At 66.6% G+C, this 19,525-nt stretch carries 14 protein-coding genes and 1 riboswitch; of the genes, 12 read left to right on the forward strand and 2 right to left on the reverse strand.

Translation table 11 applies throughout. The features are described from left to right. Positions 1–23: 23 nt before the first annotated feature. Positions 24–1,109: a sn-glycerol-3-phosphate import ATP-binding protein UgpC gene (locus tag ACT2FV_RS18640; RefSeq protein ID WP_124628051.1), complete on the forward strand. Its 1,086-nt coding sequence runs from the start codon at positions 24–26 to the stop codon at positions 1,107–1,109. 28 nt (positions 1,110–1,137) lie between these two features. After that, complete coding sequence (gene ugpQ / locus ACT2FV_RS18645; RefSeq protein ID WP_174919911.1) at positions 1,138–1,902, forward strand: glycerophosphodiester phosphodiesterase; 765 nt, start codon at positions 1,138–1,140, stop codon at positions 1,900–1,902. Positions 1,903–2,066: 164 nt separating this feature from the next. Here ugpQ and ACT2FV_RS18650 read toward each other — a convergent pair whose 3' ends face one another. Further along, complete coding sequence (locus tag ACT2FV_RS18650) at positions 2,067–2,798, reverse strand: OmpW/AlkL family protein (protein ID WP_151051098.1); 732 nt, start codon at positions 2,796–2,798, stop codon at positions 2,067–2,069. A 192-nt stretch (positions 2,799–2,990) separates the two neighbouring features. Between ACT2FV_RS18650 and ACT2FV_RS18655 the strand changes: the two genes are divergently transcribed. From ACT2FV_RS18655 to thpR, 6 genes are all read left to right on the forward strand, one after another. After that, positions 2,991–3,704 carry a transposase gene (locus ACT2FV_RS18655; protein WP_027783329.1) on the forward strand — a complete coding sequence of 238 codons (714 nt, stop codon included), beginning with the start codon at positions 2,991–2,993 and terminating at the stop codon, positions 3,702–3,704. Positions 3,705–3,992: 288 nt separating this feature from the next. Continuing rightward, positions 3,993–8,696: a glutamate synthase-related protein gene (locus tag ACT2FV_RS18660; protein ID WP_444504577.1), complete on the forward strand. Its 4,704-nt coding sequence runs from the start codon at positions 3,993–3,995 to the stop codon at positions 8,694–8,696. Positions 8,697–8,781: 85 nt separating this feature from the next. Next, a complete protein-coding gene (locus tag ACT2FV_RS18665; protein WP_124628042.1) occupies positions 8,782–10,248 on the forward strand; it encodes a glutamate synthase subunit beta in 1,467 nt (488 codons plus the stop codon). A gap of 280 nt (positions 10,249–10,528) precedes the next feature. Continuing rightward, the gene (locus tag ACT2FV_RS18670) at positions 10,529–11,023 is read left to right on the forward strand and encodes an RICIN domain-containing protein (protein ID WP_151051102.1); all 495 of its coding nucleotides are present in this window, start codon (positions 10,529–10,531) and stop codon (positions 11,021–11,023) included. Between the two features lie 594 nt (positions 11,024–11,617). Beyond that, the gene (locus ACT2FV_RS18675; RefSeq protein WP_444504578.1) at positions 11,618–13,108 is read left to right on the forward strand and encodes an alanine/glycine:cation symporter family protein; all 1,491 of its coding nucleotides are present in this window, start codon (positions 11,618–11,620) and stop codon (positions 13,106–13,108) included. Further along, entirely contained in the window at positions 13,105–13,653 is a 549-nt protein-coding gene (gene thpR / locus ACT2FV_RS18680; RefSeq protein ID WP_444504579.1) for an RNA 2',3'-cyclic phosphodiesterase, read from the forward strand. Before ACT2FV_RS18675 ends, thpR begins: the two co-directional genes overlap by 4 nt. 70 nt (positions 13,654–13,723) lie before the next feature. Here the strand turns inward: thpR and ACT2FV_RS18685 are convergent, their stop codons facing one another. Beyond that, positions 13,724–15,493 carry an ABC transporter ATP-binding protein/permease gene (locus ACT2FV_RS18685; protein WP_444504580.1) on the reverse strand — a complete coding sequence of 590 codons (1,770 nt, stop codon included), beginning with the start codon at positions 15,491–15,493 and terminating at the stop codon, positions 13,724–13,726. A gap of 268 nt (positions 15,494–15,761) precedes the next feature. Beyond that, a riboswitch (TPP riboswitch) is annotated at positions 15,762–15,885 on the forward strand. Between the two features lie 234 nt (positions 15,886–16,119). Between ACT2FV_RS18685 and ACT2FV_RS18690 the strand changes: the two genes are divergently transcribed. Genes ACT2FV_RS18690 through thiE form a run of 4 tightly spaced genes read left to right on the forward strand, consistent with a single transcriptional unit; the run spans position 16,120 to position 19,462 of the window. Beyond that, positions 16,120–17,256 carry an FAD-dependent oxidoreductase gene (locus tag ACT2FV_RS18690; protein WP_444504581.1) on the forward strand — a complete coding sequence of 379 codons (1,137 nt, stop codon included), beginning with the start codon at positions 16,120–16,122 and terminating at the stop codon, positions 17,254–17,256. A 32-nt stretch (positions 17,257–17,288) separates the two neighbouring features. Beyond that, positions 17,289–17,486 (forward strand): sulfur carrier protein ThiS, encoded by a 198-nt coding sequence (gene thiS, locus ACT2FV_RS18695; protein WP_014898319.1) that lies wholly within the window; start codon positions 17,289–17,291, stop codon positions 17,484–17,486. Positions 17,487–17,525: 39 nt separating this feature from the next. Beyond that, positions 17,526–18,341 (forward strand): thiazole synthase, encoded by an 816-nt coding sequence (locus tag ACT2FV_RS18700; protein WP_444504582.1) that lies wholly within the window; start codon positions 17,526–17,528, stop codon positions 18,339–18,341. Further along, positions 18,338–19,462: a thiamine phosphate synthase gene (gene thiE / locus ACT2FV_RS18705; protein WP_444504583.1), complete on the forward strand. Its 1,125-nt coding sequence runs from the start codon at positions 18,338–18,340 to the stop codon at positions 19,460–19,462. The genes ACT2FV_RS18700 and thiE overlap by 4 nt, the downstream gene beginning before the upstream one ends. Positions 19,463–19,525: the final 63 nt, after the last annotated feature.

The following is a 19,525-nucleotide window of genomic DNA, read 5'->3' on the forward strand; positions in this document are numbered from 1 at the left end:
GGCAACCGGGAGAAGGACCAAGTATGGCTGCGCTGAGCTTGAAGGGCGTCAGGAAATCCTACGACGGCAAGCAGCACGTGCTGCACGGCATCGACGTGGAGATCGCCGACGGCGAATTCATCGTGCTGGTCGGCCCGTCGGGCTGCGGCAAGTCGACGCTGCTGCGGATGATCGCGGGGCTCGAGACGGTGACGGACGGCGAGATCGCGATCGGCGATCGCGTCGTCAACGCGCTGGAGCCGAAGGATCGCGACATCGCGATGGTGTTCCAGAACTATGCGCTGTATCCGCACATGACGGTCGCGCAGAACATGGGCTACGGGCTGAAGATCCGCGGCATCGAGCGCGCGACGATCGACTCGCGGGTGGCCGCGGCCGCGAAGATCCTCGAACTCGAGCCGTTGCTCGCGCGGCGGCCGCGCGAACTGTCGGGCGGCCAGCGGCAGCGCGTCGCGATGGGGCGTGCGATCGTGCGCGAGCCGTCGGTGTTCCTGTTCGACGAGCCGCTGTCGAACCTCGACGCGAAGCTGCGCGTGCAGATGCGGCTCGAGATCCAGCGGCTGCATGCGCGGCTCGCGACGACGAGCGTGTACGTGACGCACGACCAGATCGAGGCGATGACGCTCGCGCAGCGCGTGATCGTGATGAACCGTGGTTATGCGGAGCAGATCGGCGCGCCGGTCGACGTGTACGAGAAGCCGGCGACGGTGTTCGTCGCGGGCTTCATCGGCTCGCCGGCAATGAACCTGATGCACGGCCGGCTGTCGGAGGATGGCGCGACGTTTACGGTCGCGGGCGGCGGTCCGGCGCTGCCGGTCGCCGGCGCGCCCGGCATCGGCACCACGATCGCCACCGGGCGCGACTGGGTGCTCGGCGTGCGGCCGGAGCACATGACGCCGCAGCCGGGCGTCGCGCAGGCATCGCTGCCGGTCGACTCGTGCGAGCTGCTCGGCGCGGACAACCTCGCGCACGGCCGCTGGGGCAACCACGACGTCGCGGTGCGGCTGCCGCACGCGGATCGTCCCGCGCGCGGCACGGCGCTGGGCGCCGCGCTGCCCGCGCACCGGCTGCATTTCTTCGATCCCGAGACCGGCCAGCGTGCCGGCTGACCCTGACGGACCTGCTGCGAGGCGCACGATGACTTCCCGTACCGACTGGCCCTATCCACGCGTCGTCGCCCATCGCGGCGGCGGCACGCTCGCGCCGGAGAACACGCTCGCCGCGTTCGACGAAGGTGCGCGGCGCGGTCACCGGATGGTCGAGTTCGACGCGAAGCTGTCCGCTGACGACGTGAGTTTCCTGCTGCACGACGACACGGTCGACCGCACGTCGAACGGCAGCGGGCCGGCGGCGGGCATGCGCTATGCGGCGCTGGCCGCGCTCGACGCCGGCGCCTGGTTCGACGCGCGGTTCGCGGGCGAGCGGATGCCGACGCTCGAGGCGGCGGCGGCGCGCTGCATCGCGCACGGGATGGCGGCGAACGTCGAGATCAAGCCGTGCCCGGGCCGCGAGCGCGACACGGGGCAGCGGGTGGCGGCCGATGCGGCCGCGTACTGGCACGGCGCGGCCGTGCTGCCGCTGCTGTCGTCGTTCTCGTTCGACGCGCTGCAACAGGCGCGCGCGAGCGCCCCGGCGCTGCCGCGCGGGATGCTGTACGAGGCGGTGCCGGACGACTGGCACGCGCAGGTCGTCGGCGCGCTCGGCTGCGTATCGTTGCATGCAAACCACAAGGAACTCGACGAACCGCTCGTGCGCGCGATCAAGGCGGCCGGGCTGCGCATCCTGGTCTACACGGTCAACGACCTCGCCCGGGCGCGCGAACTCGTGCGCTGGGGCGTCGATGCGGTCTGCACGGACCGAATCGACCTGATCGGCCCCGATGCACTGGACGACATTGCGTAGCGACCCGTCCCGCGCGATGGTGGATGCGGGAAGACCCTGAGACAAAAAAACGACGCCCCGGCGGGATTTCCGCCGGGGCGTTTTGCATCGAGGAGACGTTACGTCACGAAAAATCCGCTACAAATTGCAGCAGGATTAACCATTCCCCAAATATTCGACTACGCTTAGAAACGGTAGCCGACGTTCAGGTACGTGACGATCGGGTTCAGCGAGATGTGGGCCTTCGACGTTTCCGTCAGGGTGCCGACCGGCGTCCGGCGAGCCGTCGTGAAGGTCGCGGTCACGCTGACGGGGATGTACGAGAGCGACAGGCCCGCGAACCAGTGTTTCGTGAAGTTGTACGTGAAGCCGGCGTTGAAGACGGGCGCCCACTGGTTGCTGGTCGTGGCGCTGGTCGGGCCGCCGAGCACGCCGTTCTCGAAGCTGCTGTTCGTGATCTTCGCGCCGGTGAACCAGATGTACGTTGCGCCGATGCCGACATACGGGCGGAACTTCGCGTTGGCGTCGTTGAAGTGGTAGCGAAGCAATACGGCGGGGCTCCACTGGTACGCACGGCCGAGTACGCCGAATCTTTCGAACTGACCCTTGCCGGTGATGTCGAACTTCGGCGGTATCCCCATGACGAGCTCGGTGGAGATATGGTCGGTGACGAAGTAGCCCGTTGCGAGCCCAAGCGTATCGGCGTCGCTGATGCCGGCGCCGGTGTTGGGAATCGATTGGTTGATGGGCGTGCCGCCAACGCCGTAGACGAACAGCGGGTCGCTGCTGTCCTGCGGCGAAAGGTGGAACCAACCGGTGCTGACGTAGAAATCACCTGCGGATTGTGCTTGTGCCGTACCGCCCGCAAACGTGAATGCGAGCGCTGCAGCCCCCGTAATGGCCAGTTTTCGTTTCATTGTGTCTCCTCCGATCTAAGGCGTGCTCATTATGACGACTGCGTTTAAAACCAAACAAGCTCGTAAGTTAGAGTTTTCACCCTAAGATTAGTACGACCGTACGTTTCCGCGCCCGCCGGGACAGGCATTCTACGCAGGTGCGCAATTTCGGACCTCCGGGTATTTCCTAACGCGTTCAAACGGACATTCAGCATGGCACGGTTAGCACGACTCTACGTTCCCGACCAGCCGCAGCACGTGATACTGCGCGGCCTGGATCAGCAACCTGCGTTCGTCGACGACCAGGACTACGAACTCTTCATCGATTGCCTGAAGGCCGCGGCACGCGATCATCACCTCTCGGTGCATGCCTACGTGCTGCTTCCGCGCCAGGTGCAGCTCCTCGTGACGCCCAGCGACGAGGCGAGCCTGCCGAAGGCGATGCAGGCGGTCGGCCGCCGCTACGTCGCGCATTTCAACCGACGTTATTCGCGTCGCGGCACCTTGTGGGAAGGCCGCTATCGCGCGACGGTGATCGAAGGCGAACGCTATTTCCTCCTCGCGAGCCGCGTGGTCGAGATGAGCCCGGTGCGCTCGCAGCTGGTCGCGACGCCCGAGGCCTATCGGTGGTCGAGCTACCGGCATCACGTCGGGCTCACCGTCGACAGCCTGATCACCGACCATCCGCTCTACTGGGCGCTCGGCAACACGCCGTTCGACCGTCAGCGCGCGTACAAGGAGCTGTGCGAGCAGCCGCTCGACGAGCGGCAGGCCGATCAGCTGCAGCAGGCGACGCTGAAGGGCTGGGTGCTCGGCGGCGAGAACTACCGCGAATGGGCGGCGCGTACCGCGAACCGCCGCGTATCGCCGCTGCCGCGCGGACGCCCCAGAAAGGTGCGTGAAAACACCCCGCCGATCCAGCAGTAACGCGGGAAAGGCGGATCACGAGGCGGCGCCGCGGGCGCCGCTTCTTTTTGCACCAATACGATACGGCCCCAATAAAACGGCACCAGATCGGAGCATGCGTTTAATTGGGGTTCGATTAAGCGGTTTTTGTTGCTATTCCTTTGATTCGTCGCGTATATTCCGAATTCCGGTGGCCCGGGTGAAGCTCGCCCAACCACTGTCGGCCGTGCCGTCTCCCGTCGGGAGCGGGATCGACGGCAACACAAAATGGTTCAACGGCCCTCGAGGCCCCTTTACGACGGTGTCCCCATGAACGACCACCAGCAGCCGCTCGCCGCGGTGCCCGCCGCACAAGGTCTGTACGACCCGCAAAACGAACACGACGCCTGCGGCGTCGGCTTCGTCGCTCACATCAAGGGCAAGAAGAGCCACGGGATCATTCAGCAGGGTCTGAAGATCCTCGAGAACCTCGATCACCGCGGCGCGGTCGGTGCCGATCCGCTGATGGGCGACGGCGCCGGCATCCTGATCCAGATTCCGGACGCGTTCTATCGCGAGGAAATGTCGAAGCAGGGCGTGACGCTGCCGCCGGCCGGTGAATATGGGGTCGGGATGATCTTCCTGCCGAAGGAGAACGCATCGCGTCTCGCATGCGAGCAGGAACTCGAGCGGACGGTGCGGGCTGAAGGTCAGGTCGTGCTCGGATGGCGCGACGTGCCGGTCGACCACGCGATGCCGATCTCGCCGACGGTCAAGGCGAGCGAGCCGCTGATCCGCCAGATCTTCATCGGCCGCGGCAAGGACATCATGGTGACGGACGCGCTCGAGCGGAAGCTCTACGTGATCCGCAAGACCGCGAGCCACCGTATCCAGGCGCTGAAGCTCAAGCACGGCAAGGAATACTTCGTGCCGTCGATGTCGGCGCGCACGGTCGTCTACAAGGGGCTGCTGCTGGCTGGCCAGGTCGGCGTGTACTACCGCGACCTGCAGGACTCGCGCGTCGTGTCGGCGCTCGCGCTCGTGCACCAGCGCTTCTCGACCAACACGTTCCCGGCGTGGGAGCTGGCTCACCCGTACCGGATGATCGCGCACAACGGCGAGATCAACACCGTGAAGGGCAACGTGAACTGGCTGAACGCGCGTACCGGCGCGATCGCGTCGCACGTGCTCGGCGACGACCTGCCGAAGCTCTGGCCGCTGATCTATCCGGGCCAGTCGGATACGGCTTCGTTCGACAACTGTCTCGAACTGCTCGTGATGGCGGGCTATCCGCTCGTGCACGCGGTGATGATGATGATCCCGGAAGCGTGGGAACAGCACACGCTGATGGACGAGAACCGCCGCGCGTTCTACGAATACCACGCCGCGATGATGGAGCCGTGGGACGGTCCCGCCGCGATCGCGTTCACGGACGGCCGCCAGATCGGCGCGACGCTCGACCGCAACGGCCTGCGCCCGGCGCGTTACATCGTCACGGACGACGACCTCGTCATCATGGCGTCGGAAGCCGGCACGCTGCAGATCCCCGAATCGAAGATCGTCAAGAAGTGGCGCCTGCAGCCGGGCAAGATGTTCCTGATCGACATGGAACACGGCCGCATCATCGACGACAAGGAACTGAAGGACAACCTCGCGAACGCTAAGCCGTACAAGAGCTGGATTGACGCCGTGCGCATCAAGCTCGACGAGATCGAGCCGAAGGCCGAGGACGTCGCGGCCGGCCGCACGCAGGGCGCCGCGCTGCTCGACCGCCAGCAGGCGTTCGGCTATACGCAGGAAGACCTCAAGTTCCTGATGGCGCCGATGGCGCAGCAGGGTGAAGAGGCCGTCGGCTCGATGGGCAACGACTCGCCGCTCGCGGTGATGTCGAACAAGAACAAGACGCTCTATCACTACTTCAAGCAGCTCTTCGCGCAGGTCACGAACCCGCCGATCGACCCGATCCGCGAGAACATGGTCATGTCGCTCGTGTCGTTCATCGGCCCGAAGCCGAACCTGCTCGACACGAACAACATCAACCCGCCGATGCGTCTCGAAGTGTCGCAGCCGGTGCTCGACTTCAAGGACATCGCGAAGATCCGCGCGATCGACCAGTACACGGGCGGCAAGTTCAGCGCATACGAGCTGAACATCTGCTATCCGGTGGCCTGGGGCAAGGAAGGCATCGAGGCGCGCCTCGCGTCGCTGTGCGCGGAAGCCGTCGACGCTGTGAAGTCGGGCTACAACATGCTGATCGTGTCGGACCGCAAGACGGACGCCGAGCATGTCGCGATTCCGGCGCTGCTCGCCACGTCGGCGATCCACACGCACCTCGTCCAGCAAGGGCTGCGCACGAGCACGGGCCTCGTCGTCGAGACGGGCTCGGCACGTGAGACGCACCACTTCGCGCTGCTCGCGGGCTACGGCGCGGAAGCCGTGCACCCGTACCTCGCGATGGAAACGCTCGCGAAGATGGCCGAAGGCCTGCCGGGCGACCTGTCGCCGGAGAAGGCCGTCTACAACTTCACGAAGGCGGTCGGCAAGGGCCTGCAGAAGGTGATGTCGAAGATGGGCATCTCGACGTACATGTCGTACACGGGCGCGCAGATCTTCGAAGCGCTCGGCCTGTCGAGCGACCTCGTCGAGAAGTACTTCAAGGGCACGGCATCGAAGGTCGGCGGCATCGGCCTGTTCGAAGTCGCGGAAGAAGCGATCCGCCTGCACCGCGACGCGTTCGGCGACAGCCCGGTCCTGCGCGACATGCTCGACGCGGGCGGCGAGTACGCATACCGCGTGCGCGGCGAAGACCACATGTGGACGCCGGATTCGATCGCGAAGCTCCAGCACGCGACGCGCAGCAACTCGTACCAGACGTACAAGGAATACGCGCACCTGATCAACGACCAGACCAAGCGGCACATGACGTTCCGCGGCCTGTTCGAGTTCAAGGTCGAGCCGACCAAGGCAATCCCGATCGAAAACGTCGAGCCGGCGAAGGACATCGTCAAGCGCTTCGCGACCGGCGCGATGTCGCTCGGCTCGATCAGCACCGAAGCGCACGCGACGCTCGCGATCGCGATGAACCGGATCGGCGGCAAGTCGAACACCGGCGAAGGCGGCGAGGACGAGAAGCGCTATCGCAACGAACTGCGCGGCATTCCGATCAAGTCGGGCGAGACGCTGAAGTCGGTGATCGGCGACGAGATCGTCAGCGACATTCCGCTGAAGGACGGCGATTCGCTGCGCTCGAAGATCAAGCAGGTCGCGTCGGGCCGCTTCGGCGTCACCGCCGAGTACCTCGCTTCGGCCGACCAGATCCAGATCAAGATGGCGCAGGGCGCGAAGCCGGGCGAAGGCGGCCAGCTGCCGGGCCACAAGGTGTCCGAATACATCGGCAAGCTGCGTTACTCGGTGCCGGGTGTCGGCCTGATCTCGCCGCCGCCGCACCACGACATCTACTCGATCGAGGATCTGGCGCAGCTGATCCACGACCTGAAGAACGTGAACCCGAGCTCGAGCATCTCGGTGAAGCTGGTGTCGGAAGTGGGCGTCGGCACGGTCGCGGCCGGTGTCGCGAAGGCGAAGGCCGATCACGTCGTGATCGCCGGCCATGACGGCGGCACGGGCGCATCGCCGCTGTCGTCGGTCAAGCATGCGGGCACGCCGTGGGAACTCGGCCTCGCCGAAACGCAGCAGACGCTGGTGCTGAACCGCCTGCGCGGCCGCATCCGCGTGCAGGCCGACGGCCAGATGAAGACGGGCCGCGACGTGGTGATCGGCGCGCTGCTCGGCGCTGACGAATTCGGCTTCGCGACGGCGCCGCTCGTCGTCGAAGGCTGCATCATGATGCGCAAGTGCCACCTGAACACGTGCCCGGTCGGCGTCGCGACGCAGGATCCGGTGCTGCGTGCGAAGTTCAAGGGCCAGCCCGAACACGTCGTGAACTACTTCTTCTTCGTCGCCGAGGAAGTGCGCGAGATCATGGCGCAGCTCGGCATCGCGAAGTTCGACGACCTGATCGGCCGCGCCGACCTGCTCGATACGCGCAAGGGCATCGAGCACTGGAAGGCGAAGGGCCTCGACTTCTCGCGCGTGTTCTACCAGCCGGAAGAGTGCGAGGACGTCGCGCCGCGTCACGTCGACGTGCAGGACCACGGCCTCGAGCGCGCGCTCGACCACGTGCTGATCGAGAAGGCGAAGGCCGCGATCGAGAACGGCGAGCATGTGTCGTTCATCCAGCCGGTGCGCAACGTGAACCGCACGGTCGGCGCGATGCTGTCGGGCGTGATCGCGAAGAAGCACGGCCATGACGGCCTGGCCGACGACGCGGTGCACATCCAGCTGAAGGGCACGGCCGGCCAGAGCTTCGGCGCGTTCCTCGCGAAGGGCGTGACGCTCGACCTCGTCGGCGACGGCAACGACTACGTCGGCAAGGGCCTGTCGGGCGGCCGGATCATCATCCGACCGACCAACGACTTCCGCGGCAAGTCCGAGGAAAACATCATCTGCGGCAATACGGTGATGTACGGCGCGATCGAAGGCGAAGCCTTCTTCCGCGGCGTGGCGGGCGAGCGCTTCTGCGTGCGCAACTCGGGCGCGACGGCGGTCGTCGAAGGCACGGGCGACCACGGCTGCGAATACATGACGGGCGGTACGGTCGTCGTGCTCGGCGAGACGGGGCGCAACTTCGCGGCCGGCATGTCGGGCGGCCTCGCGTACATCTACGATCCGGAAGGCACGTTCGCGGCGAAGTGCAACAAGTCGATGGTCGCGCTCGAGCCGGTGCTGCAGCAGGCCGAGCAGGAGCGCACGGTCGACCGCGCGCTCTGGCATGCGGGCACGACGGACGAAGCGCTGCTCAAGGGGCTCGTCGAGCGTCATTTCCAGTTCACGGGTTCGCCGCGCGCGAAGTCGCTGCTGGAAAACTGGGACGCGGCGCGCCGCCAGTTCGTGAAGGTGTTCCCGCACGAATACAAGCGCGCGCTGGGCGAGATCGGTGCGAAGAAGGCGGCGAAGGAAGTGCTGGCCGCCTGAGCGACGAACGACATAGCGAATGCCGCGCGCGCATGATTGCCGCGCGCGGCTCCCCCACCCGATACACCGAACAGAAGAGCACCTTATGGGCAAGGCAACCGGTTTTCTGGAGTTCGAACGCCGCCACGAGGCGTACGAAGCACCGCTCACGCGCGTGAAGCACTACAAGGAATTCGTCGCGGCACTGACCGACGCGGATGCGAAGGTCCAGGGCGCGCGCTGCATGGATTGCGGCATCCCGTTCTGCAACAACGGCTGCCCGGTCAACAACATCATTCCGGACTTCAACGATCTCGTTTACCGCCAGGACTGGCAGCAGGCGATCGAAGTCCTGCATTCGACCAACAACTTCCCGGAATTCACGGGCCGCATCTGCCCGGCGCCGTGCGAAGCGGCGTGCACGCTCGGGATCAACAACGACCCGGTCGGCATCAAGTCGATCGAGCACGCGATCATCGACAAGGCCTGGGCGGAAGGTTGGGTGAAGCCGCTGCCGGCCGAGCACAAGACGGGCAAGAAGGTCGCGGTCGTCGGTTCCGGCCCCGCGGGCCTCGCGGCCGCGCAGCAGCTCGCGCGCGCCGGCCACGACGTGACGGTGTTCGAGAAGAACGACCGTATCGGCGGCCTGCTGCGTTACGGGATTCCCGACTTCAAGCTCGAGAAGTGGCTGATCGACCGCCGCATGCGCCAGATGGAAGCGGAAGGCGTGACGTTCCGCACCAGCGTGTTCATCGGCAAGGATCCGCTGCCCGAATCGATCGGCAGCCTCGCGAAGGAAACCATTTCGCCGGACACGCTGAAGGAAGAGTTCGACGCGGTCGTGATCGCGGGCGGTTCGGAAACGCCGCGTGACCTGCCGGTGCCGGGCCGCGAGCTGGCCGGCGTGCATTTCGCGATGGACTTCCTGCCGCAGCAGAACCGTGTGAACGCGGGCGACAAGCTCACCGACCAGCTGCTCGCGAAGGGCAAGCACGTGATCGTGATCGGCGGCGGCGATACCGGTTCGGACTGCGTCGGCACGTCGAACCGTCACGGCGCGAAGCAGGTCACGCAGTTCGAGCTGCTGCCGCAGCCGCCGGAAGAGGAAAACAAGCCGCTCGTGTGGCCGTACTGGCCGATCAAGCTGCGCACGTCGTCGTCGCACGAGGAAGGCTGCGAGCGTGACTGGGCGGTCGCGACGAAGCGTCTCGAAGGCAAGAACGGCAAGGTCGAGAAGCTGATCGCGGTGCGCGTCGAGTGGAAGGACGGCAAGATGCAGGAAGTGCCGGGCTCCGAGTTCGAGATGAAGGCCGACCTGGTGCTGCTCGCGATGGGCTTCACGCAGCCGGCAGCGCCCGTGCTCGACGCGTTCGGCGTCGCGAAGGACGCACGCGGCAACGCGCGTGCGGCGACCGAAGGCGATCGCTCGTACTACACGTCGGTCGACAAGGTGTTCGCAGCTGGCGACATGCGCCGCGGCCAGTCGCTCGTCGTCTGGGCGATCCGCGAAGGCCGCCAGTGCGCGCGCTCGGTCGACGCGTACCTGATGGGGCATTCGGAACTGCCGCGCTAAGCTGAAGCGCGAGCGGGTTTCGAAGAAAACCGGGCGTCCGAAAGGGCGCCCGGTTTTTTTATGGGGCGCGAGCCTGAGACGACTGGGTTGGCGGGGATTTTCCGTGAGCAGGCAACAATTTATTCGGCGTCAATTAAATCGACTATTCATAAAAACAAAAATATCGATATTTATCTCGAAATAGACGTTGAATCGGGGTCTGCTGCCACCTATAGTGATTTTTGTCCGATTAATTCGGGCATATTGAACGGTCTGGTTTTCACACCCTTTGGAGAAAATCATGGCGTATATATCGATGTCGTTTCAGTTTGCGCAGGATCCGACGCGCGTCCTCGGTGTTGCCCAGAACAATACCGACGGCAGCGTGATCGGCCCGAATGCCCCGGTGCAACTTCGCTACTTCACCGACCCGAATGTGCAGACCCTGTGGGACTACGATCCCACCCATGGCTTCATCATTCTGGATTTCAGCGATTTGAACGGCGGAGGCAAGCTGGCGGTCGATTTCGCGGACGGCAAGGTCGCCGCCGAAACCCCGCTGGTCCTGCGCCCGTTCACGGGAGCGCCTTCGCAGCGGTGGAGCATCTCCATTCGCCCCGGTTACATCACGTCACTCGCCAACACCGGCCTCGTGATCGACGATCATTACGATAGTCGGCAGGCCAACAACCTCGTCTGGGCATTCCCGTACAACGGCACCCAAGCACAACAATGGACGCCGGTTCATGCCTTCCAGGCAGTCGCCGAAAGAGCGCCGCAATCGCTACGAGCATAAGAATTGTTTGCGGGCGCCGCGGGCAGAGGATCCCCGCGGCGACCCGCGCCAACCGACTCAGACGCATGCGCGTCGTCGACGGGTGAATTGTTTTACGGCAATCAACCGGTATCGCAATAAACTGCATCGGATTCACCCGGGTTATTTCTATTTTTCGGGATTGGGCGTTTATAGAGGGGTAGTCGTGATTAATGGGTAGGGAAAGCTGCTTAAAGCATGGTTTCGTTTTTTAACGCCATTTCTGTTTGGCGATTCACTATTGCGACTGTTTTCGGTTGTCAAAGATCGCGACTCGCCCGCTACGGCATTTCCGCTCGGGATCGCTGCTCGCCGAGCCTGGCGCACCGTGTGACAAAGAGCAGGGATCCGGGGCATGTCGCAAGCCCCGGGCATGCACTCGCCGCGCCGCCCGCCCCGTCGCATCCCCCCGCACCTCCCCGAAGCGTCGCCTAACCTGATCACATCGGACGTTGATTTTCCGCGATCCCGAATACTTTCATTTTGTAATGTTCCTTGGAAACTGTCATATCATCGCCCGCTGGCCGCGTTCGCGTGGCCGCCGCATTTGACTGACCCCATTTACAAGGACTCTGAATGGAAGCATTCGTACAAGGGCTGATCGACGCCGTCAACGGTGTGCTGTGGAACTACGTGCTGATCGCGCTGCTGCTCGGCGTGGGCGCATGGTTCACGCTGCGGTTCCGGATGATCCAGCTGAAGGCGCTGTTCCTCAGCATCAAACTGGTCGGCAGCAAGGGCGAGCCGGGCAGCATCTCGTCATTCCAGGCGTTCGCGACCGGCCTCGCGAGCCGCGTGGGCACCGGCAACATCGCCGGTGTGGCGGTCGCGCTGACGGTCGGCGGGCCGGGCGCGATCTTCTGGATGTGGATGACGGCGCTCGTCGGGATGTCGTCGGCGTTCGTCGAGGCGACGCTCGCGCAGATCTTCAAGGTGTCGCACGCGGACGGCAGCTATCGCGGCGGCCCCGCGTACTACATCCAGACGGGCCTGCGCTCGCGCGGCTTCGGCGTGCTGTTCTCGCTGTCGCTGATCCTCGCGTTCGGCTTCGTGTTCAACGCGGTGCAGGCCAATGCGATCGCCGACGCGTTCCATACGTCGTTCGGCTGGAGCCGTGAGACGGTCGGCCTCGGCCTCGTGCTGCTCACCGCGCCGCTCATCTTCGGCGGGATTCGCCGCATCGCGTCGGTCGCGCAGGTGATCGTGCCGGTGATGGCGATCGGCTACCTCGCTCTGGCGGTCTACGCGGTCGCGACGCACGTCGCGCTGGTGCCGGGCGTGATCGCGCTGATCGTGAAGAGCGCGTTCGGGCTCGAGCAGGCGGCGGGCGGCCTGACCGGCTATGCAGTCAGCCAGGCGGTCGCGATGGGTGTGAAGCGCGGATTGTTCTCGAATGAGGCCGGCATGGGCAGCGCACCGAACGCTGCCGCGACCGCGAGCGTGCGGCATCCGGTCGTGCAGGGGTTGATCCAGATGCTCGGCGTGTTCGTCGACACGATCGTGATCTGCAGCGCGACCGCGTTCGTGATCCTGCTGTCGGGCCAGTACGAACTCGGCACCGGCATGGAGGGCGCGGCGCTCACGCAGCGCGCGATCGCGAGCCACGTCGGCGACTGGGGCGGCATCTACATGGCCGTCGCGATCTTCTTCTTCGCGTACTCGTCGGTGATCGGCAATTACGCATACGCGGAAGGCAACGTCGACTTCATCACGAAGCGGCGCGGCGTGCTGCCGCTGTTCCGCATCGCGGTGCTCGGGATGGTGATGTTCGGCAGCGTCGGGCAACTGCCGCTCGTGTGGGCGATGGCCGATACGAGCATGGGGCTGATGGCGATCATCAACCTGGTCGCGATCCTCGCGCTCGGCAAGTATGCGCATGCCGCGTGGCGCGACTATCGCCGCCAGCGCGCGGAAGGCGTCGCCGATCCGGTGTTTACGCGCAACACGATTCCCGAGCTTGCAAGCGTGCTGCCCGCCGACGTGTGGGGCGAGCACGGTCCGCTGCCGCAGCGTCCGGCTTCGGAGGGCGCGGTGGTCGAAGCGCGCGTGGCGGTGCGCGAGTCATGAACGGCGACCGGCTCCGTGCATTCGTCGCGCTGGTGCCCGATGCGGCATCGCGCGATGCACTGCACGCGTTGCCGGTCACCCGCGGCGCGCGGCGCACGATGCCGGCTCAATTGCACGTGACGCTCGCGTTCATCGGTGCAATCGAACGGGAGCGGTGCAATGCGCTGGCTGCGCGCCTGCCGGCACTCGCGGCCGGGCATGCGCTGCCGTTACAGCTGGTCGAGCGAATCGCGTGGTGGCCGAGCCTGCCGCGCGCGAGGCTGATCGTCGCGGAGCTGGCGCCCGATCCCGCCTGTGCGGCGCTGAATGCCGATGTGTCCGCGCTGCTGCACGAACTGGGCGTGCCGGCCGACGGCCGGCCGTTCAGGCCGCACGTCACACTTGCGCGGTTGCCGCGCGACGCGGACGGGCAGCCTGCGCGCGGCGGTGCGACCGGGCGGCCGGTCGCGCTGCGTTTCGTCGCGCTGACGCTGTTTGAAAGCAGGCTGTCGCACGACGGCGTGTCGCATGTGCCGATCGTGTCGGCGCCGGTCGCGCCGGCGTAGCGGGAAAGCTGGAAGGCGGGAAGGACGAGGAAGTGAAGGCCGGCGCGGTATGCGCCGGCCTTTTTTGCTGTTAAGCGGCGACTTTGTCGCTCTCGTTCACGCGTTCGACGTTGATCGTGCCGACGTGGAACGCGGCCAGCGCCTCGCGGTGCGCGATGCTGACGATCGCGGCCTTCGGCAGCCGTTCGGCGAACAGGTGATAGAGCCGCGCTTCATTGTCGGCGTCGAGCGCGCTCGTCGCTTCGTCGAGGAACAGGAAGTCCGGCTTGTGCAGCAGCACGCGCGCGCCGGCCAGACGCTGCTGTTCGCCCGGCGACAGCACGCGCGTCCAGTGGGCGGTCTCGTCGAGGCGCCCGACGTAGTCTTCCAGGTGGCACGCACGCAGCGCGTCGCGGCACGCGTCCTCGGTGAACGCGTCGGGCGCGGCCGGATAGGTGAGCGCGGCCTTCAGCGTGCCGATCGGCAAGTAGCTGGTTTGCGGCACGAACATCATCCGCGCGCCGACCGGCGCATCGATCGCGCCGTCGCCGAACGGCCAGAGGCCCGCCAGCGCGCGCATGAACGTGCTCTTGCCGGAACCCGACTTGCCGACCACGAGCCAGCGCGAGCCGGGTTCGATCGTCACGTTGCCGATGTTCGCGAGCGCGTTGCCGTTCGGCAGCGCGAGCTTCAGCGACGATGTCGACAGCTTCGCGGCATCGACGTAATGCAGGTTGATGCCGCCGTGCTCGGTCGCGGGCGACATGCTTTCCTTCAGGTGCGACGTGCCCATCACGCGCTTGAACTCACGCAGACGGTTGACGGTGGCGCGCCATTCGACGAGGGTCGAGTAACTGTTGATGAACCAGGAGAACGAATCGCTGACGGTGCCGAACGCCGACGAGATCTGCATCAACACGCCGAACGAGAACGCGCCCGCGAAATAGCGCGGCGCCGCGACGACGAGCGGGAAGATGATCGCGATCTGCCCGTAGAAGCTCAGCACGAACGTAAGGCGCTTCGTGTACTTCATCACGCGCCACCAGTTGTCGCGAATGCGCGTGAACAGGTTCTGCGCATTGACGGTCTCGGTTTTCTCGCCGTCGTAGAACGCGATCTGCTCGGCGTTCTCGCGCACGCGGATCAGCCCGAAGCGGAAGTCGGCCTCGACGCGCTGCTGCTGGTAGTTGATCGACACGAGCGGGTGGCCGACCTTCTGGATGATCAGCGAGCCGACCACCGCGTACAGCGCGGCCGCCCACACCATGTAGCCGGGGATCGTGATCGGCGTCGCGCCGAGCGAGAACGTCAGCGCGCCCGCGAGCGACCACAGGATGGTGATGAACGACACGAGCGTGACGACCGTCGACAGCAGGTCGAGCGACAGCGCGAGCGTCGTCGTCGCGAACGACTGGAGGTCGTCGGTGATCCGCTGGTCGGGGTTGTCGGCGAGGCGGTCGCGTTCGATCCGGTAGAACGCACGATCGCCGAGCCACTGGCCGAGAAAGCGGTCGGTGAGCCACTGGCGCCAGCGGAACCCGAGCATCTGGCGAAGGTAGCGGCCGTACACCGCGAGGATGATGAAGCCGAATGCGAGCGCGGAGAACTGCATCAGCAGGTTCGGGAAGTCGTGGACGTCCTTCGACTGCAGCGCGTTGTAGAACTGCGCGTTCCACTTGTTCAGCTTGACGTTGATCCAGACCACGCAAAGGTTGATTGCGATGATCGTGACGAGCAGCCCCCACGCGATTTTCCATTCGGACGACACCCAGTAGGGCTTGATGAGGCTCCACGCGGATACCGGGCGCTCGTCCTGCGGCGCGTCGGGGACGGAGCGGACGGGATCGATCGATTGGGTCATGTGCTTCCTGATGAGTAGCCGGCGCGCGGGCCGGGCGGAGCCGGACGCGCGCCGCGATACGGCATGCCGGGACGAGGTGCCGACTGACGGCGGGCGTCCGGATGGTGGCCCGCGCGTCTTAAACGGCACTTAAGGCCGGCGGTGACGCGGCAACCGGCCGCTCGCGCGGCCGGCCTGCGGGCATTGTGCCAGAGCGGCGCGGCGCGACGGCGAATTTGCCGCAAGGGGACAGTTTGCGGCGCTTTCCGCTTTTATGGTCTAATGGCCGACGACGAAACAGGGGTGCTTCGAGCGCGGCCGACGGACAGTTCCGGGCGACGCGGCGAGGCTGAGAAAGACCCTTCGCACCCGATCCGGGTAATACCGGCGAGGGAAGTTTCTGATCCCGCCGGGCCGCGCTGGCTGCCATCCCACATGGTCAGCGCCCGAGTCCCGCCCGGCCGGCCTTTGCTGCCGGTTTCGTCCTTTTGGGTACGCGCGTCGCGCGTTACGGAAGGAATGATGACCGCTCAATCTTCAGTCTTTTGCGCTGTTCCCGATCCGCTGTCGCGTGCGTCCGCACGGGACGGTGCATGCGCGTCGACGTTCGTCGCACGCGATAGTGCTGTTCGCGGGGAGGGCGCGCGATGAACCTCCACGCTTCCCGGCCCGATTTCGCGGTACTCGGCGGCGGCCTCGTCGGCCGTCTGATCGCGTGGCGGCTTGCGGGCGACGGGCATCGCGTCGCGCTGTACGAGTGCGGCGGCCCGGACGGCGAGCAGTCGGCCGCGTGGATCGCGGCCGCGATGCTCGCGCCGCTCGCCGAGGCGGCCAGCGCCGAGCTGCTGATCACCGAGCTCGGCGCGGCATCGCTCGCGCGCTGGCCGCAATGGCTCGCGGAACTGCCCGAACCGGTGTTCTTCCAGCAGCACGGCACGCTCGTCGTCTGGCATCAAGCGGATCGCGCCGAGGCGCCGCTGTTCGAGCGGCGCGTGCGCGCGAACGCGCCGGCCGAACTGTTCGACGGTGGCTTCGTCGCGCTGGCCGGCGCGCAGGTCGACGCGGCCGAGCCCGCGCTCGCGGGGCGCTTTGCGCGCGGCCTGATGCTGCCGCGCGAAGGGCAGCTCGACAACCGGCAGGCGCTGCGCGCACTCGCGGCGGGCCTCGCGCAACGCGGCGTCGAGTTGCACTGGCACGCGACGATCGACGACGCGAACCGGCCCGACGCGCATTTCACGATCGATTGCCGCGGGCTCGGCGCGAAATCCGCGCTTCCCGCGCTGCGGGGCATCCGCGGCGAAGTCGCGCGCGTGTGCGCACCAGGCATCGGGCTTACGCGGCCCGTGCGGCTGCTGCATCCGCGCTATCCGCTGTACATCGCGCCGAAACAGGACGACCTGTACGTGATCGGCGCGACCGAAGTGGAGGGCGAGGACATGTCGCCCGTCAGCGTGCGCTCGGCGCTCGAACTGCTGAGCGCGGCGTTTTCCGTGCACCCGGCGTTCGGCGAGGCGCGCATCCTCGAACTGAACGCGCAATGCCGCCCGACGCTGCCCGATCACCGTCCGGCGGTGATCTGGGACGGCGCGACGACGCTGGCCGTCAACGGCCTGTACCGGCACGGCTTCATGATCGCGCCGGAAGTCGCGCATGCGGCGGCTGCGTTCGCGCAAGCCGCGCTCGGCGGCGCGTTCGCCGATGCCGACGCGTTCGCCGCGTGGCGCGATGCCGCGCGCTGGCCGACGCTCCTCCATCACCGCGACGACGCGCGCCAGCCGGCCTGATGCGCGCCGCCGACCGAATTCGACCAAGACTCATGGATATCCAGATCAACCAACAGACGCTGACCCTGCCCGACGGCGCAACGGTGGCCGACGCGCTCGCCGCGTACGGCGCGCGTCCGCCGTACGCGGTTGCGCTGAACGGCAATTTCGTCGCGCGCACGCAGCATGCGGCGCGCGCGCTCGCGACGGGCGACAAGCTCGACGTCGTGCACCCCGTCGCGGGCGGCTGAGCGCCGCCGGTTCGCCCTCTGCTCTTCCAGGAAAACGACATGACGCCCCTCACTTCCGCCGACGCGCTGACGCTGTACGGTGAAACCTTCGCAAGCCGCGTGTTGCTCGGCACGTCGCGCTACCCGTCGCTGCAGTCGCTGTCCGATTCGATCGCCGCGTCGCGCCCCGGGATGGTGACGGTCGCGCTGCGCCGCCAGATGACCGGCGGTACCGCAGAGGCCGGCTTTTTCGATCTGCTCAAGCGTCACTCGGTGCCGCTGCTGCCGAACACGGCCGGCTGCCAGACCGTCGCCGAGGCGGTGACGACCGCGCACATGGCGCGCGAGGTTTTCGATACCGACTGGATCAAGCTCGAGCTGATCGGCGACGACTACACGCTGCAGCCCGACCCGATCGGGCTGATCGAGGCGGCCGCGCAACTGGTCAAGGACGGCTTCAAGGTGTTGCCGTACTGCACCGAGGATCTCGTGATCGGCCGGCGTCTGCTTGACGTCGGCTGCGAGGCCCTGATGCCGTGGGGCGCGCCGATCGGCACCGGCAAGGGCGTCGTGAATCCGTACGGGCTGCGCGTGCTGCGCGAGCGGCTGCCGGACGTGCCGCTGATCGTCGACGCCGGGCTCGGCGTGCCGTCGCACGCGTGCCAGGTGATGGAGTGGGGTTTCGACGGCGTGCTGCTGAACACGGCCGTGTCGCAGGCCACGCATCCGGAAATCATGGCGCGTGCGTTCGCGCAAGGCGTCGAGGCCGGCCGTGCGGCCTATCTCGCCGGGCCGATGGATGCGCGCGAGACCGCGCACGCGAGCACGCCGGTCGTCGGCATGCCGTTCTGGCACCAGGACGGGGGCGGCGCATGAGTGCGCGCTTCGCCGATGCCTTCTGGCCGCCGGCCGACGAGCTGGCCGAAGCGGCCGAGCGGATTCGCGCCCGCCTGGGCGACTGGCCGACCGGCACGGCGGCGTGGCGGCTGTGCGTCGCGGCGCCCGACGTGCCGGCCGCCGGCGACGTGCTGATCGTGTCGGCCGGCGATCGTGCCGCGCAGGCGCGCGCGTCGGCCGCATCGCGCCCCGCGTCGTCGGACGCGGTCGCGATCGAGTTCGGCGAGCACGGCGCGGTGCTGCACGCCGCAGGCGTGCGCTACGCGCTGGAAGCCGCGCATCCGCTCGCCGACGACTGGATCGCGGCGCTCGCGGCGTTCCTCGATTGCGGTTTCGCGCCGATCGACGCGCTCGTGCTCGCGCTGGCGTGGGGCGACGGCGACGAAACGCGCGGGACCGATGCGTGGCCGATCGATGCCGCGCGGTTCCCGCGCGTCGCCGGCCTGGCCGCGGCACCCGAGCCCGCATTCCCGCCGTGCCCCAAGCAACTCGGCCTCTATCCGGTCGTCCCCGACGCCGAATGGGTCGAACGCGTGCTCGAGTGCGGCGCGCGAACCGTGCAGCTGCGCGTGAAAGGCGCGAACCCGGACGCGTTGCGCCGGGAAGTCGCACGTGCGGTCGCGGCAGGGCGCCGCTATCCCGATGCACGCGTGTTCATCAACGATCACTGGCAGATCGCGATAGAAGAGGGCGCGTACGGCGTACATCTGGGTCAGGAGGACCTCGAAACGGCCGATCTGGCCGCGATCGCGCGCGCGGGCCTGCGGCTCGGACTTTCGAGCCATGGTTATTACGAGATGTTGCGCGCGTTGCACGAGCGCCCGAGCTATCTGGCGCTCGGCCCCGTGTACACGACCGCGACCAAGGCCGTCGCGGCGCCGCCACAGGGCCTCGCGCGGATTGCCCGCTATGCGCGCTTCGCCGGCGCGCGCTCGCCGCTCGTCGCGATCGGCGGCGTGGGGCTCGACGCGTTGCCGGACGTGCTGGCGACGGGCGTCGGCAGCGTCGCGGTGGTCAGTGCGGTCACGGGCGCAGACGATTATCGGGCGGCGATTGTTGCGTTGCAGCAATGTTTTGCCCGACAATTTGACAATCATTGACCGCAGGGCCCGGAACGGCGTCACGACATCATTCCAATGCAGGCCCTATAATTCGGCGTTCTG

Source organism: Burkholderia sp. PR2, from assembly GCF_052372875.1.
GTDB classification, from domain to species: domain Bacteria; phylum Pseudomonadota; class Gammaproteobacteria; order Burkholderiales; family Burkholderiaceae; genus Burkholderia; species Burkholderia diffusa.

What these genes read in the sequence shown, in the direction of transcription:
- ACT2FV_RS18665 (WP_124628042.1), top strand. Translation starts at nt 8,782, where the DNA reads ATGGGCAAGGCAACCGGTTTTCTGGAGTTCGAACGCCGCCACGAGGCG.
- ACT2FV_RS18675 (WP_444504578.1), top strand. Translation starts at nt 11,618, where the DNA reads ATGGAAGCATTCGTACAAGGGCTGATCGACGCCGTCAACGGTGTGCTG.
- ACT2FV_RS18650 (WP_151051098.1), bottom strand. Translation starts at nt 2,798, where the DNA reads ATGAAACGAAAACTGGCCATTACGGGGGCTGCAGCGCTCGCATTCACG.
- ACT2FV_RS18700 (WP_444504582.1), top strand. Translation starts at nt 17,526, where the DNA reads ATGACGCCCCTCACTTCCGCCGACGCGCTGACGCTGTACGGTGAAACC.
- ACT2FV_RS18655 (WP_027783329.1), top strand. Translation starts at nt 2,991, where the DNA reads ATGGCACGGTTAGCACGACTCTACGTTCCCGACCAGCCGCAGCACGTG.
- ACT2FV_RS18640 (WP_124628051.1), top strand. Translation starts at nt 24, where the DNA reads ATGGCTGCGCTGAGCTTGAAGGGCGTCAGGAAATCCTACGACGGCAAG.
- thiS (WP_014898319.1), top strand. Translation starts at nt 17,289, where the DNA reads ATGGATATCCAGATCAACCAACAGACGCTGACCCTGCCCGACGGCGCA.
- ACT2FV_RS18690 (WP_444504581.1), top strand. Translation starts at nt 16,120, where the DNA reads ATGAACCTCCACGCTTCCCGGCCCGATTTCGCGGTACTCGGCGGCGGC.
- thpR (WP_444504579.1), top strand. Translation starts at nt 13,105, where the DNA reads ATGAACGGCGACCGGCTCCGTGCATTCGTCGCGCTGGTGCCCGATGCG.
- ACT2FV_RS18685 (WP_444504580.1), bottom strand. Translation starts at nt 15,493, where the DNA reads ATGACCCAATCGATCGATCCCGTCCGCTCCGTCCCCGACGCGCCGCAG.
- ACT2FV_RS18670 (WP_151051102.1), top strand. Translation starts at nt 10,529, where the DNA reads ATGGCGTATATATCGATGTCGTTTCAGTTTGCGCAGGATCCGACGCGC.
- ACT2FV_RS18660 (WP_444504577.1), top strand. Translation starts at nt 3,993, where the DNA reads ATGAACGACCACCAGCAGCCGCTCGCCGCGGTGCCCGCCGCACAAGGT.
- thiE (WP_444504583.1), top strand. Translation starts at nt 18,338, where the DNA reads ATGAGTGCGCGCTTCGCCGATGCCTTCTGGCCGCCGGCCGACGAGCTG.
- ugpQ (WP_174919911.1), top strand. Translation starts at nt 1,138, where the DNA reads ATGACTTCCCGTACCGACTGGCCCTATCCACGCGTCGTCGCCCATCGC.